Annotated in this window: 11 protein-coding genes; 3 read left to right on the top strand and 8 right to left on the bottom strand. The window is 66.6% G+C overall.

Translation table 11 applies throughout. The features are described from left to right. Positions 1-125: 125 nt before the first annotated feature. Positions 126-731, bottom strand: a complete 606-nt coding sequence (locus MFF30_RS22085) for a tetratricopeptide repeat protein (protein WP_238282188.1) — start codon at positions 729-731, stop codon at positions 126-128. A gap of 85 nt (positions 732-816) precedes the next feature. Beyond that, complete coding sequence (ykgO, locus tag MFF30_RS22090; RefSeq protein ID WP_056222898.1) at positions 817-942, bottom strand: type B 50S ribosomal protein L36; 126 nt, start codon at positions 940-942, stop codon at positions 817-819. Between the two features lie 548 nt (positions 943-1,490). Here ykgO and MFF30_RS22095 point away from each other — a divergent pair. Then, complete coding sequence (locus MFF30_RS22095; RefSeq protein WP_238282189.1) at positions 1,491-1,886, top strand: PilZ domain-containing protein; 396 nt, start codon at positions 1,491-1,493, stop codon at positions 1,884-1,886. Between the two features lie 117 nt (positions 1,887-2,003). On the opposite strand, the gene hpnH is transcribed toward MFF30_RS22095, so the two are convergent. Continuing rightward, positions 2,004-3,167 carry an adenosyl-hopene transferase HpnH gene (gene hpnH / locus MFF30_RS22100; RefSeq protein ID WP_238282190.1) on the bottom strand — a complete coding sequence of 388 codons (1,164 nt, stop codon included), beginning with the start codon at positions 3,165-3,167 and terminating at the stop codon, positions 2,004-2,006. 607 nt (positions 3,168-3,774) lie between these two features. On the opposite strand from hpnH, the gene MFF30_RS22105 reads away from it, so the two are divergent. Continuing rightward, a complete protein-coding gene (locus MFF30_RS22105) occupies positions 3,775-6,447 on the top strand; it encodes an MMPL family transporter (RefSeq protein WP_238282191.1) in 2,673 nt (890 codons plus the stop codon). 85 nt (positions 6,448-6,532) lie between these two features. Here MFF30_RS22105 and hpnK read toward each other — a convergent pair whose 3' ends face one another. The 5 genes from hpnK to MFF30_RS22130 form a co-directional block, all read right to left on the bottom strand. Then, complete coding sequence (gene hpnK / locus MFF30_RS22110) at positions 6,533-7,369, bottom strand: hopanoid biosynthesis-associated protein HpnK (protein ID WP_238282192.1); 837 nt, start codon at positions 7,367-7,369, stop codon at positions 6,533-6,535. Between the two features lie 132 nt (positions 7,370-7,501). Next, positions 7,502-8,932: a hopanoid biosynthesis associated radical SAM protein HpnJ gene (gene hpnJ, locus MFF30_RS22115; RefSeq protein WP_238282193.1), complete on the bottom strand. Its 1,431-nt coding sequence runs from the start codon at positions 8,930-8,932 to the stop codon at positions 7,502-7,504. A 55-nt stretch (positions 8,933-8,987) separates the two neighbouring features. Beyond that, positions 8,988-10,166 (bottom strand): bacteriohopanetetrol glucosamine biosynthesis glycosyltransferase HpnI, encoded by a 1,179-nt coding sequence (hpnI, locus tag MFF30_RS22120; RefSeq protein WP_238282197.1) that lies wholly within the window; start codon positions 10,164-10,166, stop codon positions 8,988-8,990. Between the two features lie 119 nt (positions 10,167-10,285). After that, positions 10,286-10,918, bottom strand: coding sequence for an MlaC/ttg2D family ABC transporter substrate-binding protein (locus tag MFF30_RS22125; protein WP_373320980.1), 633 nt, complete (start codon positions 10,916-10,918; stop codon positions 10,286-10,288). Beyond that, complete coding sequence (locus MFF30_RS22130; RefSeq protein WP_238282194.1) at positions 10,909-12,021, bottom strand: flippase-like domain-containing protein; 1,113 nt, start codon at positions 12,019-12,021, stop codon at positions 10,909-10,911. The genes MFF30_RS22125 and MFF30_RS22130 overlap by 10 nt, the downstream gene beginning before the upstream one ends. A 211-nt stretch (positions 12,022-12,232) precedes the next feature. On the opposite strand from MFF30_RS22130, the gene MFF30_RS22135 reads away from it, so the two are divergent. Then, positions 12,233-13,414, top strand: coding sequence for an amidinotransferase (locus tag MFF30_RS22135; protein ID WP_238282195.1), 1,182 nt, complete (start codon positions 12,233-12,235; stop codon positions 13,412-13,414). Positions 13,415-13,496: the final 82 nt, after the last annotated feature.

Below are 13,496 nucleotides of genomic sequence, written 5' to 3' on the forward strand. Positions count from 1 at the left end.
GCGCTGCCGGGCGATCCGCGCCTCGATCCGGGCGGTGATGAGCAGCGTCACCCCTGCGGCGATCAGGCCGAGGACGATCCCGCCGGCGAGGATCGAGAGAACGATTTTCAGACCGAGCATCCGGGTTACAGGTCGCGACCGTCGATATCCGGGGCGAGCCGGTCGATCGCCGATTGCAGGCGATCCATGCGCGGGTAGAGCGCCGAGGCGCGCCGGAAGGCCTCCAGGGCGCGCCGCTTGTCGTCCATGGTCTGATAGATGCGCCCGAGCGCCGCCCAGGCCTCGTAGTGGCGCGGCTCCAGCACGAGGGTGCGCTGGAGATCGGAAATGGCCGCGGCCGGATCGGAAAGCATCCAGAACACCGTGGCCCGCCGGTTCCAGCCCTCGGACCAGCCGGGCTCCAGCGTCGTGGCCCGGTCCATCAGTTCCACGGCGAGGGGCAGGTCCTGACTGGACATGGCCTGCCGGGCGCGCTCGGTCAGGAGATCGGCCGTCGCGCTGCCCGAGCGCCCGAGCCGCTGCTCGATCAGTCGCGCGATGCCTTTAGCCTCCGCGTCGTCTCCCGCCGCCTTCAGACGGGCGAACAGGTCGTCGAGGCTCAGGGGCTGCTTCTTCTCGGTCTTCCGGCCCTCTGGCGCGGGTTCGGCGAAGGATGCGGGGGCGAAGACAACGCAAAAAGCCGCGACGAGCGCGGCTTTGAGATACGATCGGTTCGGGCGGTCTCTCAGCATCCCGGGAGCTTCCTCGCCCCACGTGACGTCGTCAACCTGCACGCTTGCCGCGCCCCCCTCAGGGCGCGCAGCAGACGCCGCTCGCTCAGCCCTGGCGGGCCTTGAAGCGCTTCTGGGTCTTGTTGATGACGTAGACGCGGCCCTTGCGACGCACGATCTGGTTGTCGCGGTGACGGCCACGGAGGGACTTGAGGGAGTTGCGAATCTTCATCGGTCTCACGTCGGCCGGGTCTTGAGCCCGCCGCCTGTCCAAAGGGTCTCGGGAACGAGGCACCTGACGGCGGCCTCGGCGATGTGTCGATGCATCGCGGAAAGGCGGTTGCCTTATCAGGATTCGCTCGGACAAGGCAAGGCTTGCAGCGACTTTCCGGCGCGGTAGGTGGTGAGACTTGACGCTGCACCGTGGCGCTGCGGGCCTTGCCGAAGCGCTACGGCGCGCCCCCATTGATGTCGACTGGGCTTCGGTGGTGTCGGTTCATCGACCTGGCCGCGAAACAGGTGCGCACTATTCTACTTTGAGATGAGTGCTCAGACGGCGTTTTATTTCAATAGAAACCAACGATCATCCGTCTAGCAGAGCGGAGCAAAAGAATTCTGCATAACATTTTCGTGAGAGACCTAGCATCCTCGGGTAAGCCGGACGGTGGCACACCGCGATCGCCGTCGAGTCGCAGACTTCATCGTCCGTCTTGGTATGTCTCCGTAAAGGATTTCTCTGCGAAACATTGTCGACGCTTGCGAGTTGCGGAGAATTCTACGGTGGCGGCGGAGACGGAGCAGTCGACACCTGGGCAGACGATCGCGCGCCGCGAAGAGCGCAGCCCGACGAATTGGATCGCCACGATCCGCCTGCGGGACAACACCGAAATTCCCTGCACCGTGAAGGACGTTTCCAAATCCGGCGCGAAGATCGGCGTGCCAAGCTCGCAGAGCTTGCCGGACGTGTTCATGCTGCGGATTATCGGGCGCGATTTCCTGTGCCTCGTGCGGCTGGCCTGGCGCCGGGGCGACTATGCCGGCGTGCGCATCGAGCGCGTGGGCAAATTGCCCAAGGCAGCCGGAACTCAGGACGGATCAGGCTTCTCTAACGGCGCTCGCGCTGAGGCCGGCGGCATCGGCGTTCCATCGCGCAAGCGCGGCATCTCGAACTTCTGATCGCGGAGGCGGCTTTCGGCTCGCCACCACCGGACGGGTGCCAAACACGAAAGCCCCGCCTGCCAGGGCAGACGGGGCTTTCGTCCGTAAGGGATAAGTCCGGCGCGATCCGGAGGATCAGGCGGCGGTGCGGTTGCGAGCCTCGCGCTTGGTATCGACGCCCGAGGCTTTGATCTCGGACAGCTTCTGGGCGACGTTGCGCGAGAACACGAACTCGGCAGGACGCTGGTTCTCCAGGCTGACCTCGGGGGCCATCTCGCCCTCGGTCTTGATGCCGCGCAGGGCATGGACCAGGGGCTTCCAGGGCTTGCGCACCGAATCGACCACCGAGGAGGCCTCGTAGCCCGAGTGAACCATGCAGTCGGCGCACTTCTCGTAGTTGCCGGTGCCGTAGGAGTCCCAATCGGTCTCCTCCATCAGCTCCTTGAAGGTCGCAGCGTAACCTTCGCCGAGGAGGTAGCAGGGCTTCTGCCAGCCGAACACGGTGCGAGTCGGGTTGCCCCAGGGGGTGCAGTGATAGGTCTGGTTGCCGGCCAGGAAGTCGAGGAACAGGCCCGACTGCTGGAAGGTCCACTTCTCGCGACCCTTCTCCTTGCCGTGCCGGAACACGCCGCGGAACAGCTCCTTGGTCGCCTTCCGGTTCAGGAAGTGCTTCTGGTCGGGGGCGCGCTCGTAGGCGTAGCCCGGCGAGACGGTGATGCCGTCGATGCCCATCTTCGTCACGCTGTCGAAGAAGTCGGCGATCTTGTCGGCGGAGGAGTTGTTGAAGAACGTGCAGTTGATGGTGACGCGGAAGCCCATCTCCTTGGCCTTCGCGATCGCCGCAACCGCCTTGTCGTAGACGCCGCGCTGGCACACCGACTGGTCGTGCATCTCCTTGTCGCCATCGAGATGGATCGACCAGGTGAAGTACGGGCTCGGCTTATACTCCTTGATCTTCTTCTCGAGGAGCAGCGCGTTCGTGCAGACGATCGCGAACTTCTTCTGGGCGATGATGCCCTCGACGATCTGCGGCAGATCCTTGTGCAGGAGCGGTTCGCCACCGGCGATCACGACGACGGGTGCACCGCACTCGCGGACCGATTCCAGCGCGTCGGCGACCGGCAGCCGCTTGTTCAGGATCTCATCCGGATAATCGATTTTTCCGCAGCCGGCGCAGGCCAGGTTACAGCGGAACAGGGGCTCCATCATCATCACGAGCGGGTAGCGCTTGCGACCGGTCAGGTGCTGCTTCAGGATGTAGCCGCCGATCTTCGCGACGTACCGGATAGGGATGCCCAAGACGCGGCTCCTTGTTGTTGGCCCCGATGTATCGGGCTGTTTAACGTGAAAAAAGCTCAAATTCCAGCGACCTAGGCTGGAACCAATCTCAAACGCCCGAATCTGGCCCGGTTCTTCGAACTTCGCGAAGCGCTGGGGCAATCCGGCCACAGACCGGGTCTTGCCGTGCCCGGCGCGCGTCCGATCGTTCGGTAACCAGTCGCAGGACGCGGCGCTTTTTCCTATACGATCAGGGCATGCCCGACCTGCAGCTTGGCCGCAGAGGTACAGGCTTGACCGTTTGTTTCTACAGTTTGCCGCTCTGCTGCGGTGCGAAAGCGCACCCTCGGCGGAATGGCCGGCCAATGCGCCTGTGTGCGTTGCAATCGTGCACGGGGATCGATAGTTGGGCGGGTCGCGTTTGGCCTGCGTGCGATTCGCCGAGACTGCGTGTCGGATGCGACGGTCCACAGGCTCCGGCCGAGGGTGGATTCGGGATTCGCGCCGACAGGTGGTAACCGGCGGCACTAGACAGATCGATCTGCGTCTCGCGGCCGTCCGGGCCGTCGCGCCCCGCGAGGGGCGCCGGGGCGACGCAGGTCGCATCGCTCAGGCAGGTGAGACACTCGTGATCGAACGGCTCGTCGCGTTTTCCGTCCAGCGTCGCTGGCTGGTCATAGCTCTCGTCGCACTCGTCACGGCGGCTAGCGCCGGCGCAGCGGCCCACCTTTTCAAGATCAACACCGACGTCGAGCGTCTGATCGACAAGGACGTGCCCTGGCGCCAGGATGAGATCAACTACGAGAAGGCCTTCCCGCAGCGGACCGGCACCCTCGTGGCGGTCATCGACGGCAAGACGCCGGAGCAAGCCGAGGAGGCCGCGGCCAACCTCGCCAGCGCCCTGGCCAGCCACAAGGACATGATCGAATCGGTCTACCGCCCGGATGGCGGTGCGTTCTACGAGAAGAACGGCTTCCTCCTGATGTCCCAGGAGGAACTGACCAAGACGACCGAGCAGCTCGTGCAGCAGCAGGGCCTTCTCGGTCCGCTCGCCGCCGATCCCTCCTTGCGGGGCATCATGCGGGTGCTCGGCCTGGGCGCGCGCGGCATCAAGAGCGGCGACGCCAAGCTCGAGGATCTCGAGCGCCCGATGACGCAGATCGACGGAACCATCCGCCAGGTGCTGGCCGGCGAACCGGCTCGCATGTCCTGGCAGATGCTGCTGTCGAACGGGAAGACCCAGAGCACCGATCTGCGCAAGTTCATCATGATCCAGCCCGTCCTGGATTATAACGCCTTGCAGCCCGGCGCTGAGGCGACGGAGCTGGTACGCAAGATCGCCACCGAGCTGAGGATCAACACCCTCGGGGGCCCCGAGATCGCGGCCGCCCCCCGCATGCGCCTGACCGGCCCGGTGGCCGTGGCCGACGACGAGTTCGCGACCCTCTCGGAGGACGCGCTCCTGAACTACAGCGTCACCGTCGGCGCCATCGTGCTCTTCCTCTGGCTGGCCCTGCGCTCGGCACCGCTGATCGGCGCGGTTCTGATCACGACCTTCGCGGGCCTCATCGTGACCGCCGGACTCGGTCTCCTGATGGTCGGCGAGCTGAACCCGATCTCGGTGGCCTTCGCTGCCCTGTTCGTCGGTCTCGGTATCGATTTCGGGATCCAGTTCGCCGTTCGCTACCGCGCCGACCGCTTCGAGCAGCCCGACCTGCCCTCCGCGATGAACGCGGCGGCCCGCGGCGTCGGCTGGTCCCTGACGCTGGCGGCAATCTCCCTCATCGCCGGGTTCTTCGCCTTCCTGCCGACCGCGTTCCGCGGCGTGTCCGAGCTCGGCCTGATCGCTGGCGTCGGCATGATCGTCGCCTACCTGTTCTCCCTGACCCTTCTGCCGGCCCTGATTGCGGTGTTCCGGCCGAAGGGCGAGCGCGAGGCCGTGGAGACGACTTGGCTGGCAGGTGTCGATCCCTGGATCATCCGCAACCGCAAGCCGATCCTGATCGGCGTGGCGCTGATCACGGTCGCGGGCATTCCGCTGCTCTTCAAACTGCCCTTCGATTCCAATCCGATGCACCTGCGCAGCCCGAAGGTGGAATCGATCTCGACCTATCTCGACCTGATCAAGGATCCCGAGACCAGCCCGAACCTGATCGATGTGCTGGCCCCCTCGACCGAGGCGGTTCCGGCCCTGGCCGAGAAGCTCGGCAAGCTGAAGTCGGTCGCCAAGGTCATCGACATCAACACCTTCGTGCCGCCGGATCAGGACCAGAAGCTCGCCACCATCGCGGAGACGGCGCAGCTGCTCGGGCCGGTGCTGAACCCCGCTCGCAAGCCGCCGCCGCCGACGGACGCCGACAACGTCAAGGCGATCAAGGAGGCGGCGACCGCCCTGCGCGGCATTGCCACGGGTTCTAGCGCACCCGGCGCCAAGGCCGCCGGGGCCCTGGCGGACGACCTCGACAAGCTCGCCGCCGCCCCGGTGGCGACCCGCGAGGCGGCCAGCGTCGCGCTGACCAAGGATCTCAAGACGCTGCTGACGCGTCTGTCGGGGCTTCTGAACCCTGAGAAGATCACCCTCGACAACCTTCCGCCCAAGCTGAAGGCCGAGTGGATCGCCGCCGACGGGCGTTCGCGAATCGAGATCCATCCGAGCGGTGACGCCAACGACAATCAGGTCCTGCGCCGCTTCGCCAAGGACGTGCAGAGCGTCGCGCCGCATGCTACGGGCGCACCCGTCGCCACGACCTCGTCGAGCTACACCATCCTGGGCGCCTTCCTGCAGGCGGCCATCACCGCCCTGGTCCTGATCTTCATCATCCTGTCGGTGGCTCTGCGGAAGCCGTGGGACGTGGCCATGACCCTCGGCCCCCTGGTGCTGGCGACCCTGTGGACCCTGATGGCCCTGCATATCGTCGGGATGCCCCTGAACTTCGCCAACATCATCGCGATGCCGCTGATGCTGGCAGTGGGTGTGGCCTTCCACATTTACTACGTCATCGCCTGGCGGGCCGGCGTCACCGACATGCTGGCCTCCAGCCTGACGCGGGCGATCTTTTTCTCGGCGCTCACCACCGGCACGGCCTTCGGTTCATTGGTGCTGTCGAGTCATCCCGGCACGGCCAGCATGGGCAAGCTGTTGGCGCTGTCGCTGTTCTTCACGCTGGTCGCGGCCTTCTTCGTGGTGCCGGCCTTCCTCGGGCCGCCTCCGAAGCAGCCCGATCCGAAGCGCCCCGAGGGCGATGCCGCGCTGCCGCCTTCCCTCCAGCCCCGTCAGGCCGAGGCGATGCCGGTGAAGTGAGGCGCGCCGCGCGACAGCGAGGCGAAATGAAGAAGGGGCGCGGATCTGATCCGCGCCCCTTCTTCGTTCCCGGTGGATCGTACGTTCAAGCCAGAAAGTCCGAGAAGCCGCCACGGCGCAGCCCGGACGCGGCCGCCAGGGTCTCGGGGGCGATGAGGGCGTCGCGCTCGGCCGCATAGGCATAGCCGGGCGCTTCACCGGGGAAGCCGCCACCCGTCGCCGGGTGGGTGTAGAGTTCGGTGAGCCCGTCCGGCAGGTGCCTGAGAAGGCCCGCGACCCGGGCCGGCGTCATCGCGCCGGACCAGGCGAGGCCGAGGGTGCGGTCGGGGATCAGCAGGCCCGCCTGCCGGGCTCGTACCGCCAGCAGTGCGGCCCAGGGCGCAGTGTCGAGGGCGGCCTTTGGGTCGGCGCCCGGCTCCGCCGCCCGCAGGACGGCGCGCGTCTCGCGCGGCACGCGCAGCGCCCGCATGCCGTGGCGCTTTCCGGCGGCCAGAACCAGGCCGGCGATGAGCGGATGCACGTGGAAATGCTTGTGGGCGTTGACGTGGTCGAGCGGCAATCCAGTCGTCCGGTAAGCCTGGAACTGCGCCTCGATCTCGGCGGCGAGTTGCCGGCGCGCCGAAGCCTTCAGGGCGAGATCGAGGCCGAGCCGGCCCATGTCGCTGCGGATGAGGCCGTCCGCTTCGACGAGATCGGGCAACGCGGACGGCGGCAGCGTCGGCCAAGCCTCTACCATCACCAAGTGAAGGCCGACCCGCAGGGACGGTAGGCGCCGCGCCCGCGCCACCGCGTCGGCGGCCGCGGGCGCGGACACCATCAGGCTCGCGGCGGTGAGGATGCCCTCGCGATGGGCCTGCTCCACCGCTTCGTTGACCTCGAGACTGAGGCCGAAATCATCGGCCGTCACGACCAACCGCTTCACGGGAGACTCCGGGTGGCGCGAGGCCGCGGCCTCGCGTGGGATAGGAACATCGGCCCCGCGCCCGGCAGGTCCACGACGGAAAACGGCCGGGCTTTTCAGCCCGGCCGCCCCCGATCGATTCTCGCGCGCGGCTTAAGCGGCGGCGCTGGTCTGGCGCTCCTTGAGGAAGCGGTAGAACTCCACGCCCTCGCGCAGGCGGCGCTTCATCATGTCGGGCGAGCGCACCATCTCGGAGACGATGGAGGCGATCTTCGGGGCCCGGAAGTAGAACTTCTTGTAGAACTCCTCCACCGCCGCGAAGATCTCGGTGTGCGACAGGTGGGGATAGTGCAGCGGCGCGATCTGAACGCCGTTCTCGTCCACCAGCTCGGCGTTCTCCACGTCGAGCCAGCCGTTCTCGACGGCCTGCTTGTAGAGGAAGGTGCCGGGATAGGGTGCCGCGAGCGAGACCTGGATCGTGTGGGGGTTGATCCGCTTGGCGAAGGCGATCGTCTCCTGGATCGTCTCCTTGGTCTCGCCGGGCAGGCCGACGATGAAGGTGCCGTGGATGGCGATGCCGAGCTCGTGGCAATCCTTGGTGAACTTCTCGGCCACCTCGACGCGCATGCCCTTCTTGATGTTGTTCAAGATCTTCTGGTTGCCCGACTCGTAGCCGACGAGCAGTAGGCGCAGGCCGTTCTCCTTGAGGACCTTCAGGGTCTCGCGGGGCACGTTCGCCTTGGCGTTGCAGGACCAGGTTACGCCGAGCTTGCCGAGTTCGCGGGCGATCTCCTCGGCACGCGGCAGGTTGTCCGTGAAGGTGTCGTCGTCGAAGAAGAACTCCTTCGTCTGGGGGAACTCCTTCAGGCAGTACTTGATCTCCTCGATCACGTGCGCGACCGAGCGGGTGCGGTAGGTGTGCCCGCCCACCGTCTGCGGCCAGAGGCAGAAGGTGCAGCGCGACTTGCAGCCACGGCCCGAATAGAACGAGATGTAGGGGTGCTTGAGGTACCCGATGAAGTACTTCTCCATCTCGAGGTCGCGCTTGTAGACGGAGGTGACGAACGGCAGCTGGTCCATATCCGTCATGATCTCGCGGTCCTCGTTATGGACCACGACGCCATTGGCATCCCGGTAGGACAGACCCTTGATCTCGGACATCGGCGTGCCGTCGGCGACTTCCTTGACGGTAAAGTCGAACTCGTTGCGGGCGCAGAAATCGATGCAGGGGGCCTGCGCCATGGCGCCGGCGGCATCCACCGCCACCTTCGCGCCGATGAGGCCCGCGATGAGCTTCGGGTTGGCGGCCTTGAGCGCCTCGACGGTCTTCACGTCCGACTTGAACGACGGCACCGAGGTGTGGAGCACCACGAGGTCGAAATCGTTCGCCTGAGCGACGATCTCGTTGAGCTTGATGTTGTGCGGCGGCGCATCGATCAGCTTCGAGTTCGGCACGAGGGCGGCCGGCTGGGCCAGCCAGGTCGGGTACCAGAACGACTTGATCTCGCGCTTGGCCTGGTAGCGGGAACCGGCACCGCCATCGAAGCCGTCGAAGGTGGGAGCCTGCAGGAAGAGGGTGCGCATGGGGTTCAAGGCCTCAGCGAGATCAGGGAACAGGTGAATCGAGGTCGGGCGAAGGTCAGAGCGGCGATGCACCAGCATCGCGGCCGAGCCTCGTCTCGGGGATCAAGGTACCATCCGCAACCACGCGATAATCATGGCCCTTCCATGTCACCGCCCCCGAGACGAAGCTCCAGGCGAAGTTCATGAAGGAGAGGATGTCGCGAATCGGCAACAGCCAGTAGGGATGCGGGGCGAGGCCGAAGGCGCGCTCCAGGCGCACGCACAGGACGATGCGGCAGGTGAGCGCGAAGGCCGCCGCCGCCAGGGCCGTGGTGCCGGCGCCCGGGATCATGGCGCCGATCAGTGCGAGTGGGAAGGCGTGGGTGACGAAGGAGCCGGCGTAGCCGCCGGGATCGACGTTGCGGATGGTGCGGTTCCAGCGCAGCTCGTGCCGCCACAGGCTGGCGAGGTCCGTGTCGACGCAGGTGTGGCCGATGGTGAAATTCGGAATTGCCATGATTCCGCCCTGGGCGCGCAGGGCTTCGCCGATGGCGTAGTCGTCCGCCAGGTCGTTCCGGAACGCCTCGAAGCCACCGATCTCGGCAAGTGCCTTTGCCGTGAAGGCGATGGTCGAGCCGAAGCACGGGTTGGCGAGGCCCAGCGAGGTGCCCATCACGACGTTGGGCAGGAACTGCACGTCGATGGCGAGCGCGGAGAGGTGTGCCCAGATGCCCCGGTTCGCCGGTACGCCGTGATAGAGGCAGGTGACGCCGGCGACGCCGGGCCGACCGAGCTCGGCGACGACACGGCCAAGATAATCCGGCTTCACCACCATGTCGCTGTCGGCGAGCACGACCACGTCGTGGGCGATTCGGGTCGACATGTTGATCAGGTTCGAGACCTTCCGGTTCGAGCCGTGCTGGCGGGCGTCGATCACGAGATCGAGGCGCAAGGACGGATAGGCGGCCTGGAGGCGGTGAACCACGGCGGCGGCCGGATCGGCGGCGTTCTGAACGCCGAACACGATCTGGATCGGCCCCGAATAGGCCTGCTGGCAGAAGGTCTCGAGGTTTTCGTAGAGGTTCGGCTCAAGGCCGCAGAGCGGTTTGAGGATCGTCACCGAGGGGACGTCGGCGCCAAGGACTGGTGCCGCCCCGCCCGCGAAACGTCCGATCAGAGCGGCCGCCGTCAGACCGTAAAGGCAGCCAACCAGAGCGATCAGCGGCAGAATGTGCGGGAGCCAGGTCAGGTCCATGGTGGGCATCGCTCGGTCACGGGTCTCGTGAGAGTGCCGCGGATCGAGCGGCGCGAATCGTCTTGGGTGGAGGCTTTGGGGACGAGGAAGGAAGAAAGTCCCGGCTCTCTTGCCGAACTCTAAGGCGCTGGTTTGGCGGCGAGCATGCCGGTGGTGCGATCGCGCATGAATGTCAGGAGGGCGTCCGCGCCGCCGGCCTTCAGCGGCTCGGCGAAGCTGCCGCGCAGGCTGGCGACTTCGCTAACGTTGCCGTTGAGGTAGACGTCCTGGACCCGGTTGTCGGGGCCGAGGAGAAAATCGATCTGCGAGGTATCGCCGTCCTTGTTGGCGACCTCGGTCTGCACCACCCGGTTGGGCCCGCGCGCATCGCTCTGCGGCTTCACCGTGAACTTGCCGCCGGCAGCCTGCGCAAGGCGCGTCGCGTAGGTGGCGGTGAAGTAGCGACCGAAAGCGTCGGTGAGGGTGGCCTGCTGCTCCGGGGTGAACGACTTCCACTTCGCCCCGACGGCGAGGCGCACCATCGCGGCGAAGTCGAAGCTCTCGCGCACGGGGCCGCTGATGGTGGCGGCGCGGGCCGCGACGTCCTTCGGGCTCTCCTTCAGGGCGCTTTCGAAGCTCGCATAGACTCGAGCGATCGTGCCGGCAGCCGGATCGTCTGCCGCCCAAGCCATCGGGGCGGCCTGGATCAGGCCCGCCACCAGGGCGGCCCGAACGAAGTGCTTCAGACGCGACGCTTCCCGGTTCAGGCGCACTTCTTGAGTTCTCCCAGGTCGGTGTCGGCCCGCGTCGCGCGCGCGGGGGCGAAATCATTGGCGAGGCCGTAGGCCGGCACGGGAACGAGCGTGTCGCGGCGCAGGCCGGTTTCGGTCCTTGAGCCGGCCTCGTCCACGTTCGCATCCGAGGTCGGGCTGCCCTCCAGGGCGTGCCAGGCGAACAGGCCGGGGACGCCGACGAGGAGGTCCGCCAGGCGCTTGACGAGCGACAGGGCGAGGGCCGCCTCGGCCGGAATGCCGAAGATGGCGCACAGGGCGATGAGGCCGCCCTCCTGGGCGCCCAGGGCTCCCGGCACCGCGAAGGCGGCCCCGCGAACCGCCTGAGCCAGGCTCTCGATCACCACCGCCTCGACGATGCTGACGGGGTAGCCCATGAAATGCAGGGCGACGTAGACCTCGATCGTGCCGATCAGCCAGCCGACGAGGTGGATGCCCATGCCGCCCGCGACACGGGCGCGATTGCCGTAGAGGCGCTTGAGACTGGCATAGAGCACGTCGATGGCGCCGAGCGCCTGCCATTCGCGGGAGCCCGCGAAGCGTCCGACCAGGGCCTGGATGACCTTGTGGCCGCTGCGGCGCTGGATCAGGTAAAAGGCGCCGAGCGCCGGAGCGGCCAGGGCGAGACCGCCCGCGACGGTGCGCACGATGGGACCGTCGCCCGCGAGGTGGATCAGCAGGGCGACGCCCGCGACCGTGAACAGGAACTGCGTCACCGCCTGGGTCATCAGGTCGACGAACATGCTGGCGCCCGCGATGCCGCCGGGCACGCCGCGCTTGGTCAGCAGCCGCGCCGCGACGAAATCGCCGCCGACCTGGGCGACGGGGAGCAGCGTGTTGATACCCTCGCGCACGAAGCGCAGCGTGACGCTGCTCCCGAGCGTCGGACGTGCATCCTTGGGGAAGATCACGAACCAGCCGAGGCCGGCCCAGGCCACCGCGAACGCGCGGGCGGCCACGACGATGAGCGCGCCCCAGCCGGCACTCACCACGGCAGCGGCCACATCTTCGAGCCCGGAGGACAGGAACAGGCCCACGACCGTGCACAGACCGGCGATCAGGGCCAATGTCGTCAGACGCTTCATGGTCCCCTTTCGGCCAGCAGCGCGGGGCTTCCGATTTCGGAAATCCGCCGCGTTTCCGACCGCAAAAAACCGCCGGAAACGGTGAATGTCTTCGGAAGTTGCAGCTTTGGGAACCGTTGTCTATCACCCCGGAGACACAGTCAGAACCAAAGCGGCACAGGGCGGAAGGCCCGTGAAACGGCCGTCGGGGCAGGCAGGGAAACGAATTTCGATGGACCGCGAATCACACATCACAGCTGCCGAGGCTGTGCACGACGACGCGCACACCGAGGGCTATGCGAGCGCCGCTGCCGGCACGGGCCGCGTTCCGGCTCCGCATTCGCCTGTCATGGCCTGGAACGAATGGGACCCGTTGGAGGAGGTCATCGTCGGAAGTCTCGACGGTGCGACCATTCCGACACACCACCTGACGGTGATCTTCAACCTGCCGCGCGCCGCTCAGCCGTTCTACCGGTTCGCCTCCGGCTTCCGCTATCCGAAGTTCATGAAGAAGCTCGCCCAGAAGGAGCTCGACAACTTCATCTCGATCCTGGCGGGCGAGGGCGTGAAGATCTGCCGCCCCGACGCGACGGACTTCTCGCGCAAGTACAAGGCCCCGCGCTGGTCCTCCAGGGGCTTCTGCGTGGCCTGTCCGCGCGACCCGTACCTCGTCATCGGCGACGAGATCATCGAGAGCCCGATGTGCTGGCGCTCGCGCTATTTCGAGGGGGACGCCTACCGCTCGCTGTTCAAGGAATATTTTCGCGCCGGGGCCCGCTGGACCTCCGCGCCGCGTCCGCAGCTGACCGACGAACTCTACAACTACGACTACCGGGTGCCGAACCTGAAGGCCGGCGAGCCGATGCAGTTCACCGTCAACGAGTTCGAGCCGGTCTTCGACGCGGCCGACTTCGTGCGCTGCGGCCGTGACCTGTTCGTCACCCGCTCGAACGTCACCAACCTGATGGGCATCGAGTGGCTGCGCCGCCACCTGGGCCCGGGCTTCCGCATCCACGAGATCGAGAGCCGCTGCCCGCAGCCGATGCACATCGATTCGTCGTTCATGCCGCTGGCCCCCGGCAAGGTGCTGGTCAACCCGGACTACATCGACGTCGAGAAGCTGCCGGCCGTCCTGAAGAAGTGGGACGTGCTGATCGCGCCGCGCCCCGATCCCGTCGAGGGCTTCATGAGCAAGATCTCGATGTGTTCGCCCTGGACCTCGATCAACGTCCTGGCGCTCGACGAGAAGAAGATCGTCGTCGACGCGAGCCAGCCGACCCTGATCAAGGCCCTGAAGGACTGGGGCTTCGATCCGATCCCGGCGCCGTTCCTGTCCTACGGCCCGTTCGGCGGCTCGTTCCACTGCGCCACCCTCGACGTGCGGCGCCGCGGCACGCTGAAGTCCTACTTCTAGAATCGGCTCGGCCGAGGTTCGACGAAGAAGGGGGGCGCCGTGAGCGCCCCCTTTTTTCGTGGCCCGCCCTTACCGAGCGGTC

Source organism: Methylobacterium goesingense, assembly GCF_022179225.1.
Lineage (GTDB): Bacteria > Pseudomonadota > Alphaproteobacteria > Rhizobiales > Beijerinckiaceae > Methylobacterium > Methylobacterium goesingense.

What these genes read in the sequence shown, in the direction of transcription:
- MFF30_RS22085 (WP_238282188.1), bottom strand. Translation starts at nt 731, where the DNA reads ATGCTGAGAGACCGCCCGAACCGATCGTATCTCAAAGCCGCGCTCGTC.
- ykgO (WP_056222898.1), bottom strand. Translation starts at nt 942, where the DNA reads ATGAAGATTCGCAACTCCCTCAAGTCCCTCCGTGGCCGTCACCGCGAC.
- hpnJ (WP_238282193.1), bottom strand. Translation starts at nt 8,932, where the DNA reads ATGCGCACCCTCTTCCTGCAGGCTCCCACCTTCGACGGCTTCGATGGC.
- hpnI (WP_238282197.1), bottom strand. Translation starts at nt 10,166, where the DNA reads ATGGACCTGACCTGGCTCCCGCACATTCTGCCGCTGATCGCTCTGGTT.
- MFF30_RS22130 (WP_238282194.1), bottom strand. Translation starts at nt 12,021, where the DNA reads ATGAAGCGTCTGACGACATTGGCCCTGATCGCCGGTCTGTGCACGGTC.
- MFF30_RS22135 (WP_238282195.1), top strand. Translation starts at nt 12,233, where the DNA reads ATGGACCGCGAATCACACATCACAGCTGCCGAGGCTGTGCACGACGAC.